The sequence below is a fragment of the Sulfitobacter sp. SH24 genome (genome assembly GCF_965641895.1).
In the GTDB taxonomy this organism is placed as follows: Bacteria; Pseudomonadota; Alphaproteobacteria; order Rhodobacterales; family Rhodobacteraceae; genus Sulfitobacter; species Sulfitobacter dubius.
Genome location: NZ_OZ282575.1, coordinates 324,900 through 345,540 on the forward strand (window position 1 = coordinate 324,900; position 20,641 = coordinate 345,540).

General features: G+C 60.6%; 19 protein-coding genes and 1 tRNA gene. 12 read left to right on the forward strand and 8 right to left on the reverse strand.

Annotation, left to right across the window (positions count from 1 at the left end):
• Positions 1–60 precede the first annotated feature (60 nt).
• From ACSQ16_RS04005 to ACSQ16_RS04025, 5 genes are all read left to right on the forward strand, one after another.
• Positions 61–882, forward strand: coding sequence for an alpha/beta fold hydrolase (locus ACSQ16_RS04005; RefSeq protein ID WP_243261591.1), 822 nt, complete (start codon positions 61–63; stop codon positions 880–882).
• A gap of 140 nt (positions 883–1,022) precedes the next feature.
• Positions 1,023–2,954, forward strand: coding sequence for an extracellular solute-binding protein (locus ACSQ16_RS04010; RefSeq protein ID WP_435988594.1), 1,932 nt, complete (start codon positions 1,023–1,025; stop codon positions 2,952–2,954).
• A gap of 9 nt (positions 2,955–2,963) precedes the next feature.
• Positions 2,964–4,055: a microcin C ABC transporter permease YejB gene (locus ACSQ16_RS04015; protein WP_243261589.1), complete on the forward strand. Its 1,092-nt coding sequence runs from the start codon at positions 2,964–2,966 to the stop codon at positions 4,053–4,055.
• A complete protein-coding gene (locus tag ACSQ16_RS04020) occupies positions 4,055–5,161 on the forward strand; it encodes an ABC transporter permease (protein WP_243261588.1) in 1,107 nt (368 codons plus the stop codon). The genes ACSQ16_RS04015 and ACSQ16_RS04020 overlap by 1 nt, the downstream gene beginning before the upstream one ends.
• Positions 5,158–6,738 (forward strand): ABC transporter ATP-binding protein, encoded by a 1,581-nt coding sequence (locus ACSQ16_RS04025; protein WP_243261587.1) that lies wholly within the window; start codon positions 5,158–5,160, stop codon positions 6,736–6,738. The genes ACSQ16_RS04020 and ACSQ16_RS04025 overlap by 4 nt, the downstream gene beginning before the upstream one ends.
• 131 nt (positions 6,739–6,869) lie before the next feature.
• Here the strand turns inward: ACSQ16_RS04025 and ACSQ16_RS04030 are convergent, their stop codons facing one another.
• Positions 6,870–8,336, reverse strand: a complete 1,467-nt coding sequence (locus ACSQ16_RS04030; RefSeq protein ID WP_435988595.1) for a D-alanyl-D-alanine carboxypeptidase family protein — start codon at positions 8,334–8,336, stop codon at positions 6,870–6,872.
• A gap of 265 nt (positions 8,337–8,601) precedes the next feature.
• On the reverse strand, positions 8,602–9,309 hold the full coding sequence (locus ACSQ16_RS04035; protein WP_243261585.1) for an HAD family hydrolase: 708 nt from the start codon (positions 9,307–9,309) through the stop codon (positions 8,602–8,604).
• A 159-nt stretch (positions 9,310–9,468) separates the two neighbouring features.
• Between ACSQ16_RS04035 and clpS the strand changes: the two genes are divergently transcribed.
• The 7 genes from clpS (at position 9,469) to ACSQ16_RS04070 (ending at position 14,327) form a co-directional block, all read left to right on the forward strand.
• Positions 9,469–9,789, forward strand: a complete 321-nt coding sequence (gene clpS, locus ACSQ16_RS04040; RefSeq protein ID WP_243263227.1) for an ATP-dependent Clp protease adapter ClpS — start codon at positions 9,469–9,471, stop codon at positions 9,787–9,789.
• Between the two features lie 3 nt (positions 9,790–9,792).
• Positions 9,793–10,785 (forward strand): class I SAM-dependent methyltransferase, encoded by a 993-nt coding sequence (locus ACSQ16_RS04045; RefSeq protein WP_243261584.1) that lies wholly within the window; start codon positions 9,793–9,795, stop codon positions 10,783–10,785.
• A gap of 19 nt (positions 10,786–10,804) precedes the next feature.
• Positions 10,805–11,605 (forward strand): SDR family NAD(P)-dependent oxidoreductase, encoded by an 801-nt coding sequence (locus ACSQ16_RS04050; RefSeq protein ID WP_093927326.1) that lies wholly within the window; start codon positions 10,805–10,807, stop codon positions 11,603–11,605.
• A gap of 89 nt (positions 11,606–11,694) precedes the next feature.
• Positions 11,695–11,771 (forward strand) — tRNA-Met (locus ACSQ16_RS04055).
• A gap of 148 nt (positions 11,772–11,919) precedes the next feature.
• Positions 11,920–12,351, forward strand: coding sequence for an acyl-CoA thioesterase (locus tag ACSQ16_RS04060; RefSeq protein WP_243261583.1), 432 nt, complete (start codon positions 11,920–11,922; stop codon positions 12,349–12,351).
• A 75-nt stretch (positions 12,352–12,426) separates the two neighbouring features.
• Positions 12,427–13,395, forward strand: coding sequence for a Gfo/Idh/MocA family protein (locus tag ACSQ16_RS04065; protein WP_243261582.1), 969 nt, complete (start codon positions 12,427–12,429; stop codon positions 13,393–13,395).
• Positions 13,392–14,327 carry an acetamidase/formamidase family protein gene (locus ACSQ16_RS04070; protein WP_243261581.1) on the forward strand — a complete coding sequence of 312 codons (936 nt, stop codon included), beginning with the start codon at positions 13,392–13,394 and terminating at the stop codon, positions 14,325–14,327. Before ACSQ16_RS04065 ends, ACSQ16_RS04070 begins: the two co-directional genes overlap by 4 nt.
• Before the next feature lie 68 nt (positions 14,328–14,395).
• Here ACSQ16_RS04070 and ACSQ16_RS04075 read toward each other — a convergent pair whose 3' ends face one another.
• The 6 genes from ACSQ16_RS04075 to fahA form a co-directional block, all read right to left on the reverse strand.
• Positions 14,396–16,075 (reverse strand): ABC transporter substrate-binding protein, encoded by a 1,680-nt coding sequence (locus tag ACSQ16_RS04075; protein WP_243261580.1) that lies wholly within the window; start codon positions 16,073–16,075, stop codon positions 14,396–14,398.
• A gap of 235 nt (positions 16,076–16,310) precedes the next feature.
• Positions 16,311–16,499 carry a DUF2783 domain-containing protein gene (locus ACSQ16_RS04080; RefSeq protein ID WP_243261579.1) on the reverse strand — a complete coding sequence of 63 codons (189 nt, stop codon included), beginning with the start codon at positions 16,497–16,499 and terminating at the stop codon, positions 16,311–16,313.
• Positions 16,496–18,103, reverse strand: a complete 1,608-nt coding sequence (locus tag ACSQ16_RS04085) for an FAD-dependent oxidoreductase (RefSeq protein WP_243261578.1) — start codon at positions 18,101–18,103, stop codon at positions 16,496–16,498. The genes ACSQ16_RS04080 and ACSQ16_RS04085 overlap by 4 nt, the downstream gene beginning before the upstream one ends.
• Before the next feature lie 10 nt (positions 18,104–18,113).
• Positions 18,114–18,368, reverse strand: a complete 255-nt coding sequence (locus tag ACSQ16_RS04090; protein WP_243261577.1) for a hypothetical protein — start codon at positions 18,366–18,368, stop codon at positions 18,114–18,116.
• Complete coding sequence (locus ACSQ16_RS04095) at positions 18,368–19,318, reverse strand: MBL fold metallo-hydrolase (protein ID WP_243261576.1); 951 nt, start codon at positions 19,316–19,318, stop codon at positions 18,368–18,370. Before ACSQ16_RS04095 ends, ACSQ16_RS04090 begins: the two co-directional genes overlap by 1 nt.
• A 54-nt stretch (positions 19,319–19,372) precedes the next feature.
• Positions 19,373–20,626, reverse strand: a complete 1,254-nt coding sequence (gene fahA / locus ACSQ16_RS04100) for a fumarylacetoacetase (protein ID WP_243261575.1) — start codon at positions 20,624–20,626, stop codon at positions 19,373–19,375.
• Positions 20,627–20,641: the final 15 nt, after the last annotated feature.

Consider the following 20,641-nt stretch of genomic DNA (forward strand, 5'->3'; position numbering starts at 1 on the left):
GAACGACTTCTTTTGGCAGGTGTTGGGCAATGAAACGTCCACACCGAAAGGAGACGCGCCATGCAAAGTCACACATCTACGGTCGATGGAATCGAAATGCGTTGGGAAGAGATGGGGGCGGGGGATCCTGTCATCCTGCTCCACGGTATTCCTACATGTCCCGCGCTTTGGCGTGATGTTGCGCGGAAAATTCAGGGCCGACGTGTTCTGGCTTGGGAAATGCCGGGCTATGGCGGGTCAATCCCGCAGGGCGAAGGGCGCGATATTTCGGTTTCAGCACAGGCGGATTACTTGGTCGCATGGATGCGCGACCAAGGCATTGACCGTGCGGTGCTTGCCGCCCATGACCTTGGCGGCGGCGTTGCGCAGATCGCAGCGGTGCGCCACCCTGAAATGGTAAGCGGGCTGCTGCTGACCAATGCGATCAGCTATGATTCATGGCCCGTACCTTTGGTCAGCGCGGTGGCCACAACCGGCAGCGTGACGAAACATGCGCCAGATGGTTCATTCCACAAACTGCTAAAAACGATGTTCTCGAAAGGCCATGTAACTGACGCTGCCGCAGAGGCCGCCTTTGACGCGCACGCCCCGCACTACGCACGTCACGGAGAGGCAGAGGCATTTGTGCGGCAGGCGCAGTCATTGGATGTGGAAGATACAAAGGCCATCGCAGACAAGCTTCCTACACTCAATATCCCGGCGCGGATCGTCTGGGGGGCGGCGGATGATTTCCAAAAGATCGAATATGGTGAGCGCTTGGCGAAAGACTTGAGCGCGCCGCTGCGCCGGATCGCGGAGGGTAAGCATTTCACCCCCAAAGATCACCCAGAGGTGCTGGCGGATGAGATCAACGCATTGATCCGCACAATCGACGGTAAATAACGCCGGGGGCGCATCGCGACATCCGCGACACACCGCCGCTGGACCCAAACCTTACATATTCGCAACTTGTATCTTGGCGCGTCACAGCGTTAGCCTACATGACGCTACGATCCGGACTATGCCACGCCAAGGAGTGCCCTATGCCCCGTGCCCAGACCCGCGCCGCGACCCGTCCATCGGCCCTTGCCCCCCTTCCACTATGGTTAACGACGATGACGATATCGGTGCTTGCTTTGTTGGCAGGTTCAGCAACGGCGCATGAGCAGAAGGTCATCAAAAGCCACGGTTATTCCTTTTACGGTGATCTGACATACCCGGAGAATTTTGAGCATTTCGACTATGTGAACCCCGATGCCCCCAAAGGGGGTGAAATTTCGCTGCCCTTCGTCGGCACGCTCGATTCTATGAACCCCTATTCCGGCAAGGGCCGTGCGCATTTGTTTTCGATCTTTGGCTTTGAGAGCCTTTTGGGCGAAGCGCCAAGCGGAGAGCCACTGCCCGCAGATGTCTATGGCGAGAGCTATTGTCTGCTGTGCGAAAGTCTTGAGTACCCTGAAGATAAATCATGGGTGATCTTCAACATGCGCCCCGAGGCGCAGTTTTCGGACGGCACCCCGGTCACCGCACATGACATCGTATTCTCGCACAACCTACTCTTGGACGAGGGGCTGAAATCCTATGCCGACGCGGTGCGCAAACGCATCCCCAAGGTCGAGGCGCTGGACGATCACACTGTCAAATTTACCTTTGCCGACGGCATCTCGCGCCGCAGCTTGATTGAGACGGTAGGCGGCGTGCCTGCATGGCCGAAAGCGTGGTTTGAAGAGACCGGCAATGGCCTGAAAGACAGCTGGATGGACCCGCCTCCCGGATCGGGTGCTTATATGGTGGAAAGCGTCGATCTGACCAAACGGATCGTACTGAAACGCAATCCCGACTATTGGGGGAAAGACCTGCCGATTAACCGCGGGCGCATGAATTTTGATCGTATCCGACTTGAGATCATCAGCGACGACACCTCGGCGTTTGAGGCGTTTAAGGCAGGCGAATACACCTTCCGGGCTGAGGGCGATTCCAAGAAATGGGCGACGGGATATGACTTTTCCAAGGTAACCGACGGCGATATCGTGAAAGCGGAACTGCCCGACGGCTCGCCCCCTACGCCCTCGGGAATTATCTTCAACCTTGGACGTGAGGCGCTGCAGGACCGTGCCGTGCGCGAAGCCGTGGCGCTGATGTTCAACTTTGAGTGGACGAACGAGTCGCTGCAATACGGGCTGTTCAACCACCGCGCCTCCTTTACCCAAGACACACCGCTTATGGCGCAAGGCGCACCCGAAGGGGCGGAGCTGGCGCTGCTGGAAAGCCTCGGTGATCTGGTGCCTGCTGAGATGCTGAGCGAGCCTGCCGTGGTGCCGCATACCTCCGATTCCAGTCGCCTGCTGGACCGTCGCAACGCGCGGCAAGCCTCCAAGCTCTTGGAAGAGGCGGGCTGGACCGTGCAGAACGGCATGCGCGTCAACGAGGCGGGCGAGCCGCTGCGACTGAACTTCCTAATGAACTCCTCCGGCTCTCCAACGATTTCTGCCGTGATTGAGAATTTCGTGGGCAATCTGACATCTATCGGCATCGACGCCCGGCTCGAGAAGGTGGACAGTTCGCAATACACTGCACGCGAGCGTGATCGCGACTACGACATGATCTACGATGCCTACGCGGCCTTCCTTGGCACCGGTACGGGGTTGTCGCAACGCTACGGGTCTGAGGCGGCTGAATTCTCGCTCTTTAACCCTTCTGGTCTGGCCAGCCCGATGGTGGACGCGATTATCGAAGCCTCACTAGACGCTGAAACAGCCGAGGAAGAGGACGCCGCCCTTATGGCGCTTGACCGGGCGCTGCGGCATGAATTTTTCATGATCCCGACGTGGTACAACGACAGCTATTGGGTCGCCTACTACGATCAATACGACCACCCCGAAGAGATTCCGGCCTATGCCTTGGGTTACCTTGATTTCTGGTGGTACGATAAAGAGGGCGCAGAACAATTGCGCGCCTCGGGCGCCTTGCGGTAAAGCGACCTAATGGGTGCATATATTCTCAGACGGCTGTTGCTGGTGATTCCGACGTTGCTTGGGATCATGTTGGTTAACTTTGCCTTGGTGCAATTCGTCCCCGGTGGCCCGGTAGAGCAGGCCATCGCCCGTATTCAGGGCGGCGGCGATGTATTTGGCGGCTTTGCCGGGGGCAACAATGACGCTGGGGTTGATACTATGGCGCGCGGGTCTGACAGCACCTATGTCGGCGCCCGCGGGCTACCGCCTGAGTTGATCGAGGAATTGGAGAAGGAATTCGGCTTCGACAAACCGCCCGTCGAGCGGTTCTTGCACATGCTGTGGAACTACGTGCGGCTGGATTTTGGCGAGAGTTATTTCCGCTCCATTGGGGTGATTGATCTGATCAAGGAAAAGCTGCCCGTGTCGATCACGCTGGGGCTGTGGTCGACGCTCATTGCACACTTGATCTCAATCCCGCTCGGCATCCGCAAAGCCGTGCGCGACGGCAGCCGCTTTGACACATGGACTTCGGGCGCGATCATCGCCGCCTATGCGATCCCCGGGTTTCTGTTCGCGATCCTGCTCTTGGTGCTTTTTGCTGGCGGGTCTTATTGGCAGGTATTCCCCCTACGCGGCCTGACCTCGGACAATTTCGATAGCCTCAGCCCCTTGGGCAAGGTGGCCGATTACTTCTGGCACATCACCCTGCCGGTGCTGGCCTCGACCATCTCGGCCTTCGCCACGCTGACGCTGCTGACCAAGAACAGCTTTCTGGATGAGATCAAAAAACAATATGTCATCACCGCCCGCGCCAAGGGACTGTCGGAGAACAAAGTTCTCTATGGCCATGTCTTCCGCAACGCGATGCTGATTGTGATCGCCAGTTTCCCGGCGGTATTCATCTCGGTCTTCTTCGGTGGTTCGATCATTATTGAGACGATCTTTAGCCTCGACGGCTTGGGGCGCTTGGGCTTTGAAGCCGCCGTGGCTCGGGACTATCCGATCGTCTTTGGCACGCTGTTCATCTTTGGTCTCATCGGCCTCGTCGTCGGCATCCTGTCTGACATGATGTATGTGCTCGTCGATCCGCGCATCGACTTTGAGAAGAGGGAAGGCTGATGGCGCTGTCCCCCCTGAACCAGCGCCGCTGGCGCAATTTCACTGCGAACCGGCGAGCCTATTGGTCGCTGTGGATTTTCGCGATCCTTTTCGGCATTTCGCTGTTTGCTGAATTTGTGGCCAACGACAAGCCGATCTTGGTGAGCTATCGCGGCGAGTATTACACGCCGATCTTTAACTTCTACCCAGAGACCGCCTTTGGCGGCGACTTCCAGACCGAGGCTGCCTATCGCGACCCAGAGGTGCGCTGCCTGATTACCACCGGTGGGTTGGATGCTTGTTTCGACGATCCCGAGGGCTATATCCTCGATGCGGAAGATGGCGAAGTTGAGGGCGAAGCGATCGACAAGGGCTGGGCGCTCTGGCCGGTCATTCCCTATTCCTTCAACACCGCCGTCGACCGCCCTGGCGCTGCCCCGCTGCCGCCCAATGGGCAGAACTGGCTGGGTACGGACGGCACCAAACGCGATGTCATGGCGCGGGTGATCCATGGTTTCCGATTGTCGGTGGTCTTCACGCTGATTGTCACAGGGGCGGCTTCAATCATCGGCATCCTCGCGGGCGCGGTGCAGGGCTTCTTCGGCGGTTGGCTCGATCTGATCTTCCAGCGCATCATTGAAATCTGGTCTTCGACCCCGTCGCTCTACGTCATCATCATCATGTTCGCGATACTGGGCCGAAGTTTCTGGCTTTTGGTGATCCTGCTGGTGCTCTTCTCATGGACCGCTCTGGTGGGCGTGGTGCGGGCCGAGTTCCTGCGGGCGCGCAACCTTGAATACGTCCGCGCCGCCCGTGCGCTTGGCGTGAGCAACGGCACGATCATGCTGCGCCACATGCTGCCCAATGCGATGGTGGCGACGCTCACGATGCTGCCCTTCATCATCACCGGCACGATCTCCACGCTGGCGACGCTCGACTTCCTTGGCTTTGGCCTGCCGTCCTCGGCCCCGTCGCTGGGCGAGTTGACGCTACAGGCCAAGCAGAACCTGCAAGCGCCTTGGTTGGCCTTTTCGGCCTTCTTTACCTTTGCCATCATGCTGTCGCTGCTGGTCTTCATCTTTGAAGGTATCCGCGACGCATTCGACCCCAGAAAGACCTTTTCGTGACCGCGCTATTGGACGTCAAAGACCTGCAAGTCTCCTTCCGGCAGGACGGTCAACTGGTTCCCGCCGTGCGCGGGGTGAGCTTTGCCGTGAACCGCGGTGAGACTGTGGCGCTGGTGGGCGAAAGCGGTTCGGGCAAGTCTGTCTCGGCGCTCTCTACCGTGTCGCTCTTGGGCGATAGCGCGCGGGTCAGTGGGTCGGTCACCTATGACGGGCAGCAGATGATCGGCGCGGATGATACGCTGCTGCGCAAGGTGCGCGGCAACGACATCTCCTTTATTTTCCAAGAACCGATGACCTCGCTCAATCCGCTGCACACAATCGAAAAGCAATTGGCGGAATCACTGGCGCTGCACCAAGGTCTCCAAGGCGCAGAAGCCCGTGCGCGGGTGCTAAGCTTGCTGGAACAGGTCGGGATCAACGACGCGGAAAGCCGCATGGGGGCCTATCCTCACCAACTCTCAGGCGGGCAACGGCAGCGCGTGATGATCGCCATGGCGCTGGCCAACAAGCCTGACATCCTGATCGCAGATGAGCCAACAACGGCGCTGGATGTGACCATTCAGGCGCAGATCCTTGATCTTTTGAAAGACCTTAAGGATCAGATGGGTATGGGGCTTTTGTTCATCACCCATGACCTTGGCATCGTGCGGCGCATCGCCGACCGCGTGTTTGTGATGCAAAAGGGCGTGGTGGTCGAGGAGGGCCCCACGGCTGAGATTTTTGATAACCCGCAGCACCCTTATACTCGCAAACTGCTGAGTGCCGAGCCGACGGGCTCTCCTGAGCCTGTAGCTGAGGATGCGCCCGAGGTGCTGCGCACCGACAACCTCAAGGTCTGGTTCCCGATCCAGAAGGGGCTGCTGCGCCGCACCGTGGGGCATGTACAGGCCGTCAATGACACCAGCTTTTCAGTTCGCGCGGGCGAGACGCTGGGCATTGTCGGCGAAAGCGGGTCTGGAAAGACCACGCTGGCGCTGGCGATCATGCGGCTCATCGGTTCGGAAGGGGAGGTGACCTTTCGCGGCGAGGATGTGCGTAAATGGTCCACCCGGCAACTGCGGAAGCTACGCGCGGATATGCAGATCGTGTTCCAAGATCCCTTTGGCTCACTCAGCCCGCGTATGACCTGTTTTCAGATCATCTCGGAAGGGCTGGCGATTCATAAGGTGGATAAGGGCCGCGACCGACGGGAGGTGGTGGCGGAAGTTATGCAGGAGGTTGGTCTCGACCCCTTGACGATGGACCGCTACCCGCATGAATTTTCAGGTGGGCAGCGCCAGCGGATTGCGATTGCCCGCGCGATGGTGCTGCGGCCCAAGCTGCTGGTGCTGGACGAGCCCACTTCGGCGCTGGACATGACGGTACAGGTGCAGATCGTCGATCTGTTGCGGCGTCTGCAGGTGAAATATGGGCTGGCCTATCTCTTCATCAGCCACGACCTCAAGGTCGTGCGTGCCATGTCACATAAGGTGATGGTGATGAAGCGCGGCGATGTGGTGGAATATGGCGATGTCGATGCGCTCTATGACAACCCGCAGACCGAATACACCCGGACTTTGTTGCAGGCCGCAGGATAAGCAGGTGTCGCTGATGGGGGAGGGGTAGCGGGGGCGCTGCCCCCATCGCGCCATCGGCGCGATTCCCCCGCGGGTATTTTTGAAAGAATGAAGATGGGTTGGGGCACTTGAGGGCGGCGGTGTGCTCCGCCTCAACCCTCGCTTGGCCCGATCATGAAGCAACTGACATTACGGGCAGCGAGACGGCGGCAGGCCAGATCGGCGCTTTCGCGGGACATGCCGAGGAAGTTGGCATCGAAACCCTGCGGGCGCTGTACCACTTTGCGCAGAGTGCCATCGAGCGTCGACATCTCGGCTAGCGCGGTCTTTAGCAGCACTTTTTCGGCAGCATAGCGACTGGGGAAACGGCCAACGTTCACTCCCCAATGGCGGCCGCCGGAGGTAGAGACACGGGTCACAATTTCCTGCTCAACCGCTTGCTGCACGGCCAACGTTACATCCTTTGGGCGCGGCTCGGGCCGGGCTGAGGCTTGGGCTGACGCTATGACGACTTCGGCGTCTTTACTTTCCGGTGTGGCAGCTGGTGCGGCGGGCGCAGTTTGCACGGCTTCACGTAAAGCTGCGGTGATATCGCTGTTGGAAACCACGCTCGTTGCCTCAGGCGCGGTTGCGGTCGCCACGACGACCACCTCACTGCGGGGGCGAAGCTGCGGGCGCTTGGAGGCTGTAACTGCCCCCACAAGGCGGATCGTCTTGCCTGCGGCACCGGGGGCGGCGGGCGCATATTCGACATCAGCGTAGACGGGCGGCACTGGCTTACTGAGGGGCGCGGAAGATGGCGCTCGGCGGAAGCCGAGGTCCATCAGTTCGGCCACTTTGGCGTTTCGCGATGCGGTGGATTTGCCGCCGAAAACGGTGACGATGATCCGTTCATTGCCTCGCTCAGCCGAGGCGGTCAGATTGAAGCCCGCCGCACGGGTATAGCCTGTTTTGATCCCGTCGGCCCCTTTGTAAGACCCCAGAAACCGGCGGTTGGTGTGGGAAACCTTGCGCACGCCTGCATCGGCAGTGATGCGCGAGAACAGGTTGTAGTACTGCGGGTAATCATAAAGCAAATGACGGCCCATGGCCGTCATGTCACGCGCGGTGGAGAGGTGGCCGTTTTCTGTCAGCCCGTGCATGTTTTTGAATGTGGTCCGTGTCATGCCAAGCTGTTTGGCGGTGCGGTTCATGCGGCGGGCAAAAGCAGCCTCAGAGCCTTCGATGGCCTCGCCAATTGCGGTGGCAGCATCGTTGGCAGATTTTACGGCGGCGGCGCGAATTAGGTAGCGTAGGGCGATCTTTTGGCCGGGACGCATGCCCAGTTTACTGGGCGGCTCCGAGGCGGCATTTTGAGAAATCGTGACTTGGGTGTCGAGGGAAAGTTCCCCCCGCTCTACCGCCTGAAAAGCGATGTAGAGGGTCATCATTTTGGTCAGGGAGGCAGGGTGCAACCGGGTGTCGGCGTTCTCTGCGTGGATTTCTTTGCCGGTGCGGGCATCAATGACATAAGCGGCGTAGGGGGCGGCGATCGCGCTGAGCGGTAAAATCACCAGAACCCAGATTGCTGCGAATAGAAATAGCCCGTAACGGGCCGGCTGAATGCGCCGAGCCTTCATTTTTGCCTGCCTTTTACTGCCTCAAGCCGTCGATTTTCGACTGACCATTTATTAATTGGTTTAAAGTTAGCACAGGACGGCGCTTCGCGGAAGCCGTCGAATCTATAGGACAGGCGGAAAAAGGGCGGATCTCCCCTCCAATATGTAGAGGCTGGTGCACGATCACCCACTATAAGCGGCATTAAGGCGAGAATAAGGCTCAATTTGGGCAGCAAGTTGGCGGCGATCACTGTGACCTAGAATCGCCCTTTTACGCCCTAATGAATCACCCAGATCTGATCCGATCCAATGTCTCCGAAAGGCCCGATAAATCTTCAATTTCGGCAAAACGCGGGGAATTGGTTGGCGGTTCGGCATGTTCCATCGCCCATGTCAGATCATGTGGCACATAGACACCCCAGCCGCCCGCATCGAGCATTGGACGCACGTCAGAAGCCAGTGAGTTGCCGACCATCAGCCCCTGCGCGGCGCCTTCGCCATGGTGCTTAAAAATGCGGCGATATGCGGCTTCGGTTTTGTGGGAGACGATTTCGACCGCGTCGAACAGGTCCCGCAGACCGGATTGCGCAAGCTTGCGTTCTTGGTCCAGTAGATCGCCTTTGGTCACCACGATCAGCCGGTATCGGCCTTGAAGACTTTGCAGCACCTCTTCCACGTGAGGCAGCAGTTCGATCGGATGGGCCAGCATCTCGCGCCCGGCGGCAAGCAAATCGTTAATCACTTCGGCGGGCACCTTGCCCTCTGTCACCTCGATCGCGGTCTCGATCATCGATAGGGTGAAGCCTTTGATCCCGTAACCGTAGTGCGGCAGGTTGCGCCGCTCGGCCTCAAGAAGGCGGGTCATCAGATGGTCGCGTTCACTATGTTCTGCCAAAAGGGCTGCAAAACGGTCATGGGAGAGTGCAAAGTAGCGCTCATTATGCCACAATGTGTCATCCGCATCGAAACCGATGGTGGTGAGTGCCCCGCCCATATGTGCTGCCTCTTTCCTAAATTGGTTCAGGGGTTATATAGACGGCTGCACGACGAACAAGCTCTACCCCCAGCCGCAGGAGCAGCAATGCACCGTGACGACGTGAAAGCAGATTGGACGACCCAAGCAACAGACCGGCCCGCGCCGGGCTGGCAGTTGATGGCGAATGGCCCGAAAGACGGTGACGACACCGAGTTGTTGACCAAGACCCGTCCCAAGACCAAACGCCCGCCGCTTTATAAAGTGATGTTGCTGAATGATGATTTCACCCCGATGGAGTTCGTCGTTCTGGTGCTTGAGCGGTTCTTTGGCCTGAACCACGCGCAGGCGTTTGAGATCATGCTGACCGTGCATAAGAAAGGGCTGGCCGTGGTCGGTGTCTTTAGCCACGAGATCGCCGAGACCAAGGTCGCGCAGGTGATGGATTTCGCCCGGCGTCATCAACATCCCCTACAATGTACTATGGAAAAAGAAGAATAACACGTGATTGATCCGCGACTGGAACTGGCCCTGAACGGCGGTGGGCTGGACCTGCCCGAAACAGGCGAAATCGCTGTATTTCAGCCCTCTGTTGACGCTGACTTGGCCGATTTGCCAGTGGACCGTTGCAAGATCATTCACGATTTCAAACCGGCATATGATGCATGGACCGCACGCGGCTATGACGCTGCGCATTCGGTCGAGGGGCGCTTTGCCGCCGCCATCGTCTGCCTGCCACGTGCCAAACACGAAGCGCGTGCGCTAATCGCCCAAGCCTGCGCGGTGAGCGATGGGCCGGTGGTGGTCGATGGGCAAAAGACCGATGGCGCAGATTCGATCCTGCGCGAAATGCGCGCGCGTGTGACAGTGCAAGGTCCGATCTCGAAGGCGCATGGAAAGCTTTACTGGATCGACGCAGGCTCAAGCGATTTCTTTACCGATTGGGAAGCGGGTCCAGCTCAGACCGAAGGCGGTTTTTGGACCGCGCCGGGGGTTTTCTCGGCGGATGGGGTTGATCTGGCCTCGGCGCTGCTGGTCGATGTGCTTCCTGACAACCTTGGGGCCGAGGTGGCCGATTTGGGTGCGGGCTGGGGCTTCCTCTCGGCGCATATCCTGACGCGGCCCAAGGTGAAGACCGTGCATTTGGTCGAGGCCGGGCATCTGGCGCTGGAATGCGCGCGCCACAACGTGACGGACAGCCGGGCAGTGTTTCACTGGGAGGACGCGACCCATTGGGAACCGCCACACCGGATGGATAGCGTGGTGATGAACCCGCCGTTCCACACAGGCCGCGCGGCAGAGCCGCAGATCGGGCAAGCATTCGTCGCTGCCGCCGCAAGGATGCTATCGGTGCAGGGCGACCTATGGATGGTTGCAAACCGGCATCTTCCCTATGAGGCGGAACTGAAAAAACGCTTTGCGCAGGTGGCGGAACTGGGGGGCGATGCGCGGTTCAAACTGTTCCATGCCACGCGCCCGCTGACCCGCCGCCGCTAAGCCTTTAGGGGGTATCCCGATGTCTTTCTCGATCTCTGGTAAAACAGCCATCATCACCGGCGCGGCAGACGGCATCGGCCTTGCCATTGCCCGGCATCTGGCCGACCGGGGCGCCAATGTAATGTGCGCCGACTCGAATGAGAAAAAGCTCATGGAAGAGTTGGGCGATACCCCTGATGAGGGCAACATCCGGGTCTTTGCCGGTGATCTGCGTCAGCGTTTGACCATTGCCAACCTCGTCTCTGCCACCATCGATGCCTTTGATGAAGTGGATATCCTTGTGAATGCCTCGCGGCAGGTGATGCCCACCGATCCGCTGGATATCGATGACAGTTCGGTGGAAACGCTGCTGCAGCAAAACCTGATGACGGCGCTGCAATTGTCGCAACAGGTGGCGCGGCGCATGATGAAACAGGCCGAAGGTCAGACCGAGGGACAGGTGGGGTCCATTATCAATCTCAGCTCCATCGCTGCGCGGCAGCACCAGCCGGATATGATGGGCTATTCCATCGCTTCGGCAGCGGTGCAGCAGATGACCCGTTCACTTGCGCTGGTTTTGGCACCGCATCGGATACGCGTGAACGCGATCTCTTTTGGATCGGTAATGAGCGCCTCTCTGCGCGCGGCTGTCGCGGAAAACCGTGACTGGCGCGATAACATCCGCGCCCATACGCCGCTTGGCCGGATCGCAGGCCCGAATGAGCTTTGCGAAGCGGTGCAGTTCCTTGCGGCGGAGAGTTCAGGTTTTATGACCGGCGAGATCATGACTATTGACGGCGGACGCACTCTGCTCGACGTGGTGTCGGCTCCGGCGCATTAAGACGGGGCGGCACTTTTCTTGGGCAAAAACGGAATGATCCGGTTTTCGCCCTTGACCCCAATGCGAAGCTGCCTTATCCGACGCGCCACGGCGTTATAGCTCAGTTGGTTAGAGCGAACGACTCATAATCGTTAGGTCCCTGGTTCAAATCCAGGTAACGCCACCATCCTCCTCCTTGTTTACAAAATGAATTCAGCATTTTGCGGCCGCATGGGCGTTGCTTCATCGGAGCAAGCCCGTGGGTTGCACGCAGGGCTGGAAGGGGTAGAACTGGCGCAACGCCCCAGCGGGCTTGAGCAGTTGAAAGCAGCCTTATGACCACGGAAAACTTCGTTCACGAGATCAACGTCACTTGGGGTGATTGTGACCCGGCGCAGATCGCCTATACGGCGCGGCTGCCCTATTTCGCGTTGGATGCGATCAACGCGTGGTGGGAGGCGCATTTCGATGGCGATGGTTGGTTCCAACTGCAGATCGACCGCAACATCGGCACGCCTTTCGTGAACCTTTCCATGGATTTCCGCAGCCCGGTCACGCCACGGCACAAGCTGATGTGCGAAACCTATCCGACGCGGCTCGGCAACAAATCCATCACCTTCGGCATGAAGGCGCGGCAGAACGGGGCGCTGTGTTTCGAAGGGTCGTTCACCTGCGTCTTTACCATCGCGGATGTGTTCAAAAGCCAATCCGCCCCCGAAGAGCTGGCCCGTGTGATTAAACCACTGGTCCGCGCCGACCTCGGCTGAGGCTATCGCCCCGCAAGCAGTTGAAGTTCCCCTGATTGCAGCGTCTTATCGCGCGGCATATCGAGGGAGACAGAGATGACGATCAGGACTGCGGTAATCGGATTGGGGATCATGGGGCGGCGCATGGCCGAGAACATGGTGCTGCACCCCGACTTCACGGTCACCACCATGTGGGATCCCGACCCCGCGGCCTGCGCCGCCGCGCAAGAGGTCGCGCCGAGTGCGACAGTGTCTGCCACGGCGTCCGAGGCGATGGCCGATGTCGATCTGGTCTACCTCGCCTGCCCCCCGGTGCCGCGCAAAGCCTATGCGCTTGAGGCCGCGGCAGCGGGCAAGGCGATCTTCCTCGAAAAACCGCTTGGCGTGGACATCGCGGAAAGTCGTGCGTTGGTGGCCGAGTTGCAGGCTGCAGGCGTCCCGGCGGCGGTGAATTTCACCCAAGCAGCAGGGGCGGCGCTGACCGATCTGACGCGGTCGATCAAAGAGGGTGCGCTAGGGGATCTCTGTGGTATCGACATCATCGTGACCTATCCGGCGTGGCCCCGCGCATGGCAGGTGGATGCGGATTGGCTGCGCTTTGCCGCTGAGGGGGGAATGACCCGCGAGGTGATCTCGCATTTCCTCTTCCTGAGCGAGCGGGTATTGGGGCCGTTGACCCTGCAATGGGCCCATGCGGAATACCCTGACGACAAGCTCTGCGAGACCCATGTGGCGGCGCGGCTGGTCAATGCAGAGGGCTTGCCGGTTTCGATCCTCGGCAGTATCGGCGGCGCGCAGCCGGACCGGCAGGAGGTAACGGTGAAAGGTGCGAAAGCCAGCCGCCGCATCTCGGAATTCTCCATCGACACCGTCTCGACCGGAGAGGCATTCGCGCCGACCAACAGCAGCCCCACCGACACCCGCGCCACCAGCCTCAAAGCGCAGCTTGACGACATGGCGCTTCTGATGCACGGCGGCCCGAGCCGACTGGCCACACCAGAGGAAGCACTGCGGGTGCAAGAGCTGATCGAAGGCATCTTGGCCAACCGGGGGGCGCAGTCATGACCGTCACGCTGCAGTCTTCACCCGAGACCTGCCATTGGGGCTATTTCGAGGCCAGCCGCCCGCCCGCGCTGACCATCCAAAGCGGCGAGGAGGTGGTGATCGAGACCGTCTCGGGCGCGCCCAACTGCCTGCCGCCTGAGGGCTTTCACGTTCCGCCCGAACTCTACGACATCCACAAGGCAGGCCCGCCGCCGATGCCGGGCCATATCCTGACGGGCCCGGTGGCCGTCGAAGGCGCGATGCCCGGGGATGTGCTGAAGGTCGAAATCCTCGGCGTCGCGCTGCGGCAGGACTGGGGGTATAACTTCATCCGCCCCTTGGCGGGCACGCTGCCGCAGGATTTCACCGAGACCTATCACAGCAACATCCCGCTCGACGCAGAGCGGGGCATCGCCCGCCTGCCTTGGGGGCTGGAACTGCCCTTGGCGCCGTTCTTTGGCGTCATGGCCGTGGCACCGCCGCCGGAATGGGGCCGGATCGCCACCATTGAGCCGCGCAAACATGGGGGCAATCTGGATAACAAGGAACTGGTGGCGGGCAGCACGCTTTACCTACCCATCTTCAACGAAGGGGCGCTGTTTTCCTGCGGGGATGGGCATGGCTCGCAGGGCGATGGCGAAGTCTGTGTCACGGCGATTGAAACGGCGCTACAGGGGCGCTTTCGTCTGACCGTGTTGAAGGACCGCACACTCAGCTATCCGCAGGCCGAGACGCCGACCCACGTTATAACCATGGGCATGGCCCCCGACCTTGACCGCTGCGCTGAGATGGCCTTGCGGGACATGATCGCATTGGTGTCTGAGCGCGCGGGGATCAGCCGTGAAGACGCCTATGTGCTCTGTTCGCTGGCCGGTGATCTGCGCATCACCCAGACGGTGAACCGCGAGAAGGGCGTGCATATGATGATGGCGAAAGAGTTGATTGGCGGGTAACTGCGCCGCCGCGCAAAGAAAAAGGGCCGCATCGCTGCGGCCCTTTCGCGTTTCTACCTAGTGGCAGATCACTCTTCTGCCCAGGCCATCCGCGCCGGGTGGTATTCAAACCCGATGTGGTGCGCGGCACCCACCAACCCTTCGCGGGTGTGGTTGTAGAGCGAGCGCCAGTAAGGCTGGATCGTGACGCCATCGTCTTGCAGCATCTTCTCACCCTTCGCCATGATCTCGCGGCGCGCGTCGACATCGGCTGTGGCCAGCGCCTCAGATAGCAGGGCGTCGAACTCAGGGTTGGCATAGCCAAACTCGTTCCACGCCTCGCCTGAGCGGTAGGCCAGCGCCCAGATTTGCACGCCCAGAGGCCGCGCGTTCCAGTTGGTGGAGGAGAAGGGATATTTCACCCAGTCGTTCCAGAACGTGGAGCCGGGCAGGATGGTGCGTTTGACCTTGATACCCGCGTCGCGCAGCTGTGCGGCCACGGCATCGGTCGTGTCCTTGCGCCACGCATCGTCGATCGAGAAGAGCTCATGCTCGTAATCCGCCATTCCGGCCTCTTCCATCAGCGCGCGGGCGGCTTCGGGGTCGGTCTTGGGCGGTTCAATCTCTGCATATTCGGGGTGCATCGGGCCGACATGGTGGTTTTCGGCCACAATCCCGCGCCCGGCATAGCCCAGTTCCAGCAGCACGGCATTGTCGACCGCCAGTTGCAGCGCGTTGCGCACGCGCTTGTCCTCGTAAGGCTTAATGCCGTCGATTTCGGCCAATTGGTTAGGGCGGATCACGATGGTCGCCGCGGTGGCAATCTCGTTCTCGATCCAACCGTCGAGCGTGCTCATCACGTCGATGTATTCGCCTTCCATGGAGTAGAAGGCGTCGACCTCTTCGGCCTCGGCGGCGGCGATCCATGCGGAAGGGTCGGTGCCGTAGTCGATGTATTCCAGACGGTCGATGTAGGGCCCGCCGAAGATTTCAGTGCCCCACCATGTGTGGTCTGGGTTCTTCACTAGAACGCTTTTCACGCCGACTTCCAGCGATTCCGGCAGGTAGGGGCCGGTACCCTTGGGGTTGTCCAACATGGTGTCGGGGTCGAACCCTTCGGGTGTGATCGCGGCCGGGTAGTCGGCCATGCCGGGGATCAGCGTGATGTCGGATTTGGGCAGCTTCAGCTTAACGGTGTGATCGTCGACCACCTCGATCGCGCCCTCGATGGCCTTGCCGGCTTCTTCGTCCACCAGCGTGGCGAAACGGCCCGCCATGGAGTTGCCTTCGAGCGATTTGTCGCACCAGCCTTCGATGTTGCGCGCCACGTCCTGCGCGGTGAAGGCGGTGCCGTCGTTCCATGCCACGCCCTTGCGGACGTTCAGCGTGTATTCGGTGGCATCGTCGTTGATCTCCCAGCTTTCCAGCAGGCCGGGGGTGAAGGTGCCGTCATTCTCCCAGATGGCGAGGTATTCCAGCCAGCCGCGGCTGAAGTTGGCGATTTGCGACCAGTCATAGGTGCGCGGGTCTTTCAGGGCACGCACCTCCATCTGCATCCGCACGGTGCCGCCTTCCTTGAGGTTGGCATGGGCCGCCGCACGCGCGGGCGCGGCCATGCCCAGCATCCCGTAAGCTGTGGCGGACGTGGCCCCGAACGCACTCGCAATCGCCAGAAACTCGCGTCTGCTGACGGGGTCTTTCTTGGCGTTCTCGGCTGATGTCAGCACGGATTGCGGCAGCGGTTTTCCGGTGCGTGTCAAAAATTCCATGATTTTCCTCTCTGTTGGTGCGCTGGCCGGGCCATCGCGAATCCCCACTTTTCACGGTGGGGCAGGTGATGCAGTTGACCTGCTTTCAACGCCTCTTGAGGTGGGCGCGGGGTGTTTAGTCTGCCGATCAGGCGCGTTGCGTCAAGCCTGCCGCGGGAAGTTGAGCAGCAAGCTAGCGCAGGAAAACGGCCCGGCAAGCGCAGGCATGGAGGAAAAGCGCGGTGAGGCTGGCGGGTTAGGCTAGATCGCGCGCAGCTTTGAAAAGCGCCGCAAGCCGCGTCGTGTCGCCGAGTTCATTGGCCAGCATCAGAACCAATCGGGCGTTGAGGGCGTGGCTTTCGGCCTCGCTCAGCCCTTCGTGCGCGGCCATGAGGGCGGCATAGACGCTGTCGCCCTCGGCGCCGAGGTTGTCTTCAAGGATCATGCGGTGGCTCCTTTCGCACGGTCAAAGGCGCGGGCAATCGCGGCGCTGTCGGGCTGGTCGAAGACGGCGCAGACATGGCCATCGGGGCGCAGCAGATAAAGGAACCCGCTGCCATAGCGCCGCTGCGCGTGGCCGTCCTTGCCTTGAAAACAGGGGTAGGCCTCCTGCGATTGATCGATACCGATCCGGGCAAGGCCTGGGAGGTCGGGGGCGGTGATCTCGCCCACGGCGAGGAGGGTGAACTGACCCTGAACCGCGCCCAGCAGCCAGCTATCCCCCGCAGGCCCCGTCAGCGGCGCGTCGATCAGTGCGCTGCCGGGGCGCAGGGGCGCGTCGCCTTCGGTTTGCAGCGGGCTATGGGCCAGCGTGCAGGGTTGTGACAGGCGGCCTGAGTTAATCAGTTTGCGGGCGAAAGGATGACGCGCGGCAAGGGTTAGCACCTCATTGCGAAACAGGGTCTCGATGGCGGATTTCGGCGTCATGAAATTGGTCGCGCGGGCGGAGTTGCGCATGTTCTCATCCGCGCCATGGCCGCGTTCGCTGTCATAGGTGTCGATCAGGCTTGGCGGCGCTTCGCCCTGCACCACAGCCGCCAGTTTCCAGCCAAGGTTGTCGACGTCCTGCACCCCGCCATTGCCGCCCCGCGCCCCGAAGGGGCTGACCACATGGGCGCTGTCGCCGACAAAGACGACGCGATCATGCACGAACCTCTCCAGCCGCGCGCAGCGGAACTTATAGACGCTCATCCAATCCAGCCGGAACGGCGCATCGCCCAGCATTTGGTTCAAGCGCGGTACAACCTTTTCTTCGGTCGCCTCGGCCTTCGGGTCGGTTTCTGGCCCCAGTTGCAGGTCGATGCGGTAGATATTGTCAGGCTGTTTGTGCAGCAACGCGGATTGGCCGTTGTGGAAGGGCGGGGCGAACCAGAACCAACGCTCGGGCGTGTCATGGTCGCCGAAGGGGGAGGTTTCCATCTCTACGTCTGCGATCAGGAAATGTTCGTCGAAGGTTTGGCCCTCGAAAGGCAGGTTCATGCGTTTGCGGGTGGCGGACCCCGCGCCATCGCAGGCGATGTACCAGTCGGTCTCAAGCCGGTAGGGGCCATCCGGCGTCTCGACCGTCAACTCAACATGGTCGGTATGGCCCTTGTGATCGGTCACCTTGTTGAGAAACCGCAGGTCGATCAGGTCGGGGAAATCTTGTGCGCGTTCAACAAGGTACTCTTCGACATAGTATTGCTGGAGGTTCACGAAGGCCGGGTATTTATGCCCCGGCTCGGGCAGCAGATCGAAGTTATAGACCTCCTGTTCCCCGTGAAACTGGCGGCCCACTTTCCATGTCACGCCTTTTTCCAGCATTCGCTCACCGATGCCCAATCGGTCAAAAATCTCCAACGTCCGTTTGGCCCAGCAGATCGCGCGTGAGCCGAGCGAGACGACGTTGTTATCGTCCAGTACCACGGATTTCACGCCCTTCAACGCCAGATCCACCGCCATAGACAGCCCGATGGGGCCGGCGCCGACGATCACCACTGGGTGCCGTGCCTCGGGTGCGGTCAGACCGGGCGGGGGGCTGTAGGGGAAGGGAGTATAGGCATAGGCCATGGTGGTATCCTCAGAGAAAGGCGCGCAAGAGCAGCAGGGCCAGCAAGGCCAGTGTCACCAACGCCACCCTTCGGCGCGCACCGCGGTACTCGGGCGCGCGCAGCATCTTTGTCCAAACCTGCGACGCATCGCGCAGCCCGGCGTAGGGCTGCCCGCTGCGGCGTGCCGCGTGGCGGCGGTGCTCCATCACTAGCGTGAAGACCAGATAGAACCAGAGTGCCAGCGCCAGGACGATCAGGGCAGGAAGAAGCGCAGGCAGGGACATCAGTCCGCCAGCGCCTCCCACATTTCCTTGTCGCGGGCCGCCGTCCAGATGCGCGGCGTGTCGATGTCGAGCGCCTCGTCATAGGCGCGGGCGACGTTGAAGGGCAGGCAGTGCTCATAGATCGCATAGTCCCCGAACTTGGGGTCGCATTCGGCGCGCACGGCGTCCCATGCCTCTTTCAAGGTGCCGCCGCGCAGGGCCACGCGGGCCGCCGGACGGTAGGTTGAGCGCACGAAGTCTGCAGTGCTGTCGATCGCCGCGTTGACCATCTCGCGGCCAATCAGCGCGTCGCCGCGACCGGGTGCAATGGCATCAAGGTCAAAGGCGCGGATGCGCTCCAGCGTGCCGGGCCAGTCGTGGAAATGCCCGTCGCCGCAGTAGCAGGCGGAGTGGTATTCGACGATGTCACCGGTGAACATGACGTTCTGATCGGGCACATAGATCACCGCATCCCCCGCCGTATGGGCGCGGCCCAGTTGCATAATGTCGACCCGACGCTTGCCGAGGTAAACGCTCATGCGGCCGTTAAAGGTGGTGGTGGGATAGGTCAGGCCGGGGATGCTTTCATGGCCTTCAAACAGGCGGGGGAAGCGTTCAAATTCGCTGTCCCAATCTTCTTGGCCGCGCTCGGCGACCATGGCACGTGCTTTCTCGGACATGATGATTTGCTGCGCGCCAAAGGCCGAGGCCCCCAACACGCGCACCGCGTGGTAGTGGGTCAGCACCACATGGCTGATCGGTTTGTCGGTGACGGAGCGAACGCATTCGATGACCTTATTCGCCAGACGCGGGGTGGCCTGCGCTTCGATTATCATCACGCTGTCGTCGCCGATGATGACGCCAGAGTTTGGATCGCCCTCGGCGGTGAAGGCGTAAAGTCCCTCGCCCACCTCGGTGAAGGAGATTTCCTTTTCGGTCATGTCGCCTTGGGATGCGAATTGCTTGGCCATGTGATGTCCTTCTGTCTTGGTTTGCCTGCGATGCCGCAGGGCGCGTTCATGTGTTCAGGAAAAGTCGATTGCCGGGCGAATTTTGCCGGTGCAACTGCCGAAACCCACGCGGAAGCCGTCGCCCTGCGCGTGGCCGGTAAGGGTTAGCGTGTCGCCGTCTTCGACAAAGCTGCGGCGGCTGCCGTCTGCGAGGGGGATCGGCTCCTTGCTGCCCCATGACAGTTCCAGCAGCGACCCGCGTTGTGATTTTTCGGGGCCGGAGATGGTGCCGGACCCGAGCAGATCGCCCGCGTTCATCGCGCAGCCTGAAGAGGCGTGATGGGTCAACTGCTGCGCGGCGGAATAGTACATCTCGCGGTAGTTCGTCCGCGCAATCTCCTCGGCCTCGCCGCCTTCGGGCTGGATCAGCACCGACAGGTCGATGTCATAAAGGCCGGGTTTACTCTCGCGCAGGTAGGGCAAAAGGTCTTTCTCCCTCTCAGGTGTCGAGGTGCGGAACGGCTCAAGCGCGTCGCGGGTCACGATCCAAGGAGAGATCGAGGTGGCGAAGGCTTTCGCCTGAAACGGGCCGAGGGGTTGGTATTCCCAAGCCTGAATGTCCCGCGCCGACCAATCGTTGAGCAGGACGTAGCCAAAGATCATCTCGTCTGCTTGGTCGATGGTGATGGGCTGGCCCATCTCGGTCGAGGTGCCGACGATCGCGCCCATCTCCAACTCAATGTCGAGTTTCTGGCAGGGACCGAAATGGGGCATCTCGGCGTCGGGAGCTTTCAACTGGCCATTGGGCCGCGTGATCTCGGTGCCTGAGACGACCACGGTGGAGGCGCGGCCATTATAGCCAATTGGAATGTGCAGCCAGTTCGGCGGCAGGGCATTCTCGGCCCCGCGAAACATCGTGCCGACATTGGTCGCGTGATGCTTGCCGGCGTAGAAATCCGTATATTCCGAGACCATCATGGGCATGTGCAGCCGCGCTTCGTCCATCGGCACCAGATGCGGTGCGACGGCGGCCTGATCCGGGGCATCGGCGCTGAGCAGCTCCACCAGCCGCGCACGCAACGACGCCCATGCCGCAGGGCCAAGGTCCATCACATCGTTCCAATAGGGCACATCGAACACCGGCTCTTCGGCGAGGGTAATCAGCCCCTCTTCCTCCAAAGCGGCCATGTCGAGGATCTGATCGCCAATCGCCACGCCACAGCGCGCTTCCAGCCGATTGGTCGTGAAAACGCCATAAGGCAGGTTGTTGAGGGGGAAATCGGTATCAGCGCTGTTGGCGCTTTCCACCCAAGAGTTCATCAGGGTCATGTCGGTCCTTTCAGG

Excerpts from the sequence above, each read along its gene's own strand:
- clpS (WP_243263227.1), top strand. The coding sequence starts at position 9,469 with ATGGCGAATGGCCCGAAAGACGGTGACGACACCGAGTTGTTGACCAAG.
- ACSQ16_RS04005 (WP_243261591.1), top strand. The coding sequence starts at position 61 with ATGCAAAGTCACACATCTACGGTCGATGGAATCGAAATGCGTTGGGAA.
- ACSQ16_RS04065 (WP_243261582.1), top strand. The coding sequence starts at position 12,427 with ATGACGATCAGGACTGCGGTAATCGGATTGGGGATCATGGGGCGGCGC.
- ACSQ16_RS04080 (WP_243261579.1), bottom strand. The coding sequence starts at position 16,499 with ATGATCCTTGAAGACAACCTCGGCGCCGAGGGCGACAGCGTCTATGCC.
- ACSQ16_RS04085 (WP_243261578.1), bottom strand. The coding sequence starts at position 18,103 with ATGGCCTATGCCTATACTCCCTTCCCCTACAGCCCCCCGCCCGGTCTG.
- ACSQ16_RS04010 (WP_435988594.1), top strand. The coding sequence starts at position 1,023 with ATGCCCCGTGCCCAGACCCGCGCCGCGACCCGTCCATCGGCCCTTGCC.
- ACSQ16_RS04020 (WP_243261588.1), top strand. The coding sequence starts at position 4,055 with ATGGCGCTGTCCCCCCTGAACCAGCGCCGCTGGCGCAATTTCACTGCG.
- ACSQ16_RS04095 (WP_243261576.1), bottom strand. The coding sequence starts at position 19,318 with ATGGCCAAGCAATTCGCATCCCAAGGCGACATGACCGAAAAGGAAATC.
- ACSQ16_RS04060 (WP_243261583.1), top strand. The coding sequence starts at position 11,920 with ATGACCACGGAAAACTTCGTTCACGAGATCAACGTCACTTGGGGTGAT.
- ACSQ16_RS04090 (WP_243261577.1), bottom strand. The coding sequence starts at position 18,368 with ATGTCCCTGCCTGCGCTTCTTCCTGCCCTGATCGTCCTGGCGCTGGCA.
- ACSQ16_RS04030 (WP_435988595.1), bottom strand. The coding sequence starts at position 8,336 with ATGAAGGCTCGGCGCATTCAGCCGGCCCGTTACGGGCTATTTCTATTC.
- ACSQ16_RS04015 (WP_243261589.1), top strand. The coding sequence starts at position 2,964 with ATGGGTGCATATATTCTCAGACGGCTGTTGCTGGTGATTCCGACGTTG.
- ACSQ16_RS04075 (WP_243261580.1), bottom strand. The coding sequence starts at position 16,075 with ATGGAATTTTTGACACGCACCGGAAAACCGCTGCCGCAATCCGTGCTG.
- ACSQ16_RS04070 (WP_243261581.1), top strand. The coding sequence starts at position 13,392 with ATGACCGTCACGCTGCAGTCTTCACCCGAGACCTGCCATTGGGGCTAT.
- ACSQ16_RS04035 (WP_243261585.1), bottom strand. The coding sequence starts at position 9,309 with ATGGGCGGGGCACTCACCACCATCGGTTTCGATGCGGATGACACATTG.
- fahA (WP_243261575.1), bottom strand. The coding sequence starts at position 20,626 with ATGACCCTGATGAACTCTTGGGTGGAAAGCGCCAACAGCGCTGATACC.
- ACSQ16_RS04050 (WP_093927326.1), top strand. The coding sequence starts at position 10,805 with ATGTCTTTCTCGATCTCTGGTAAAACAGCCATCATCACCGGCGCGGCA.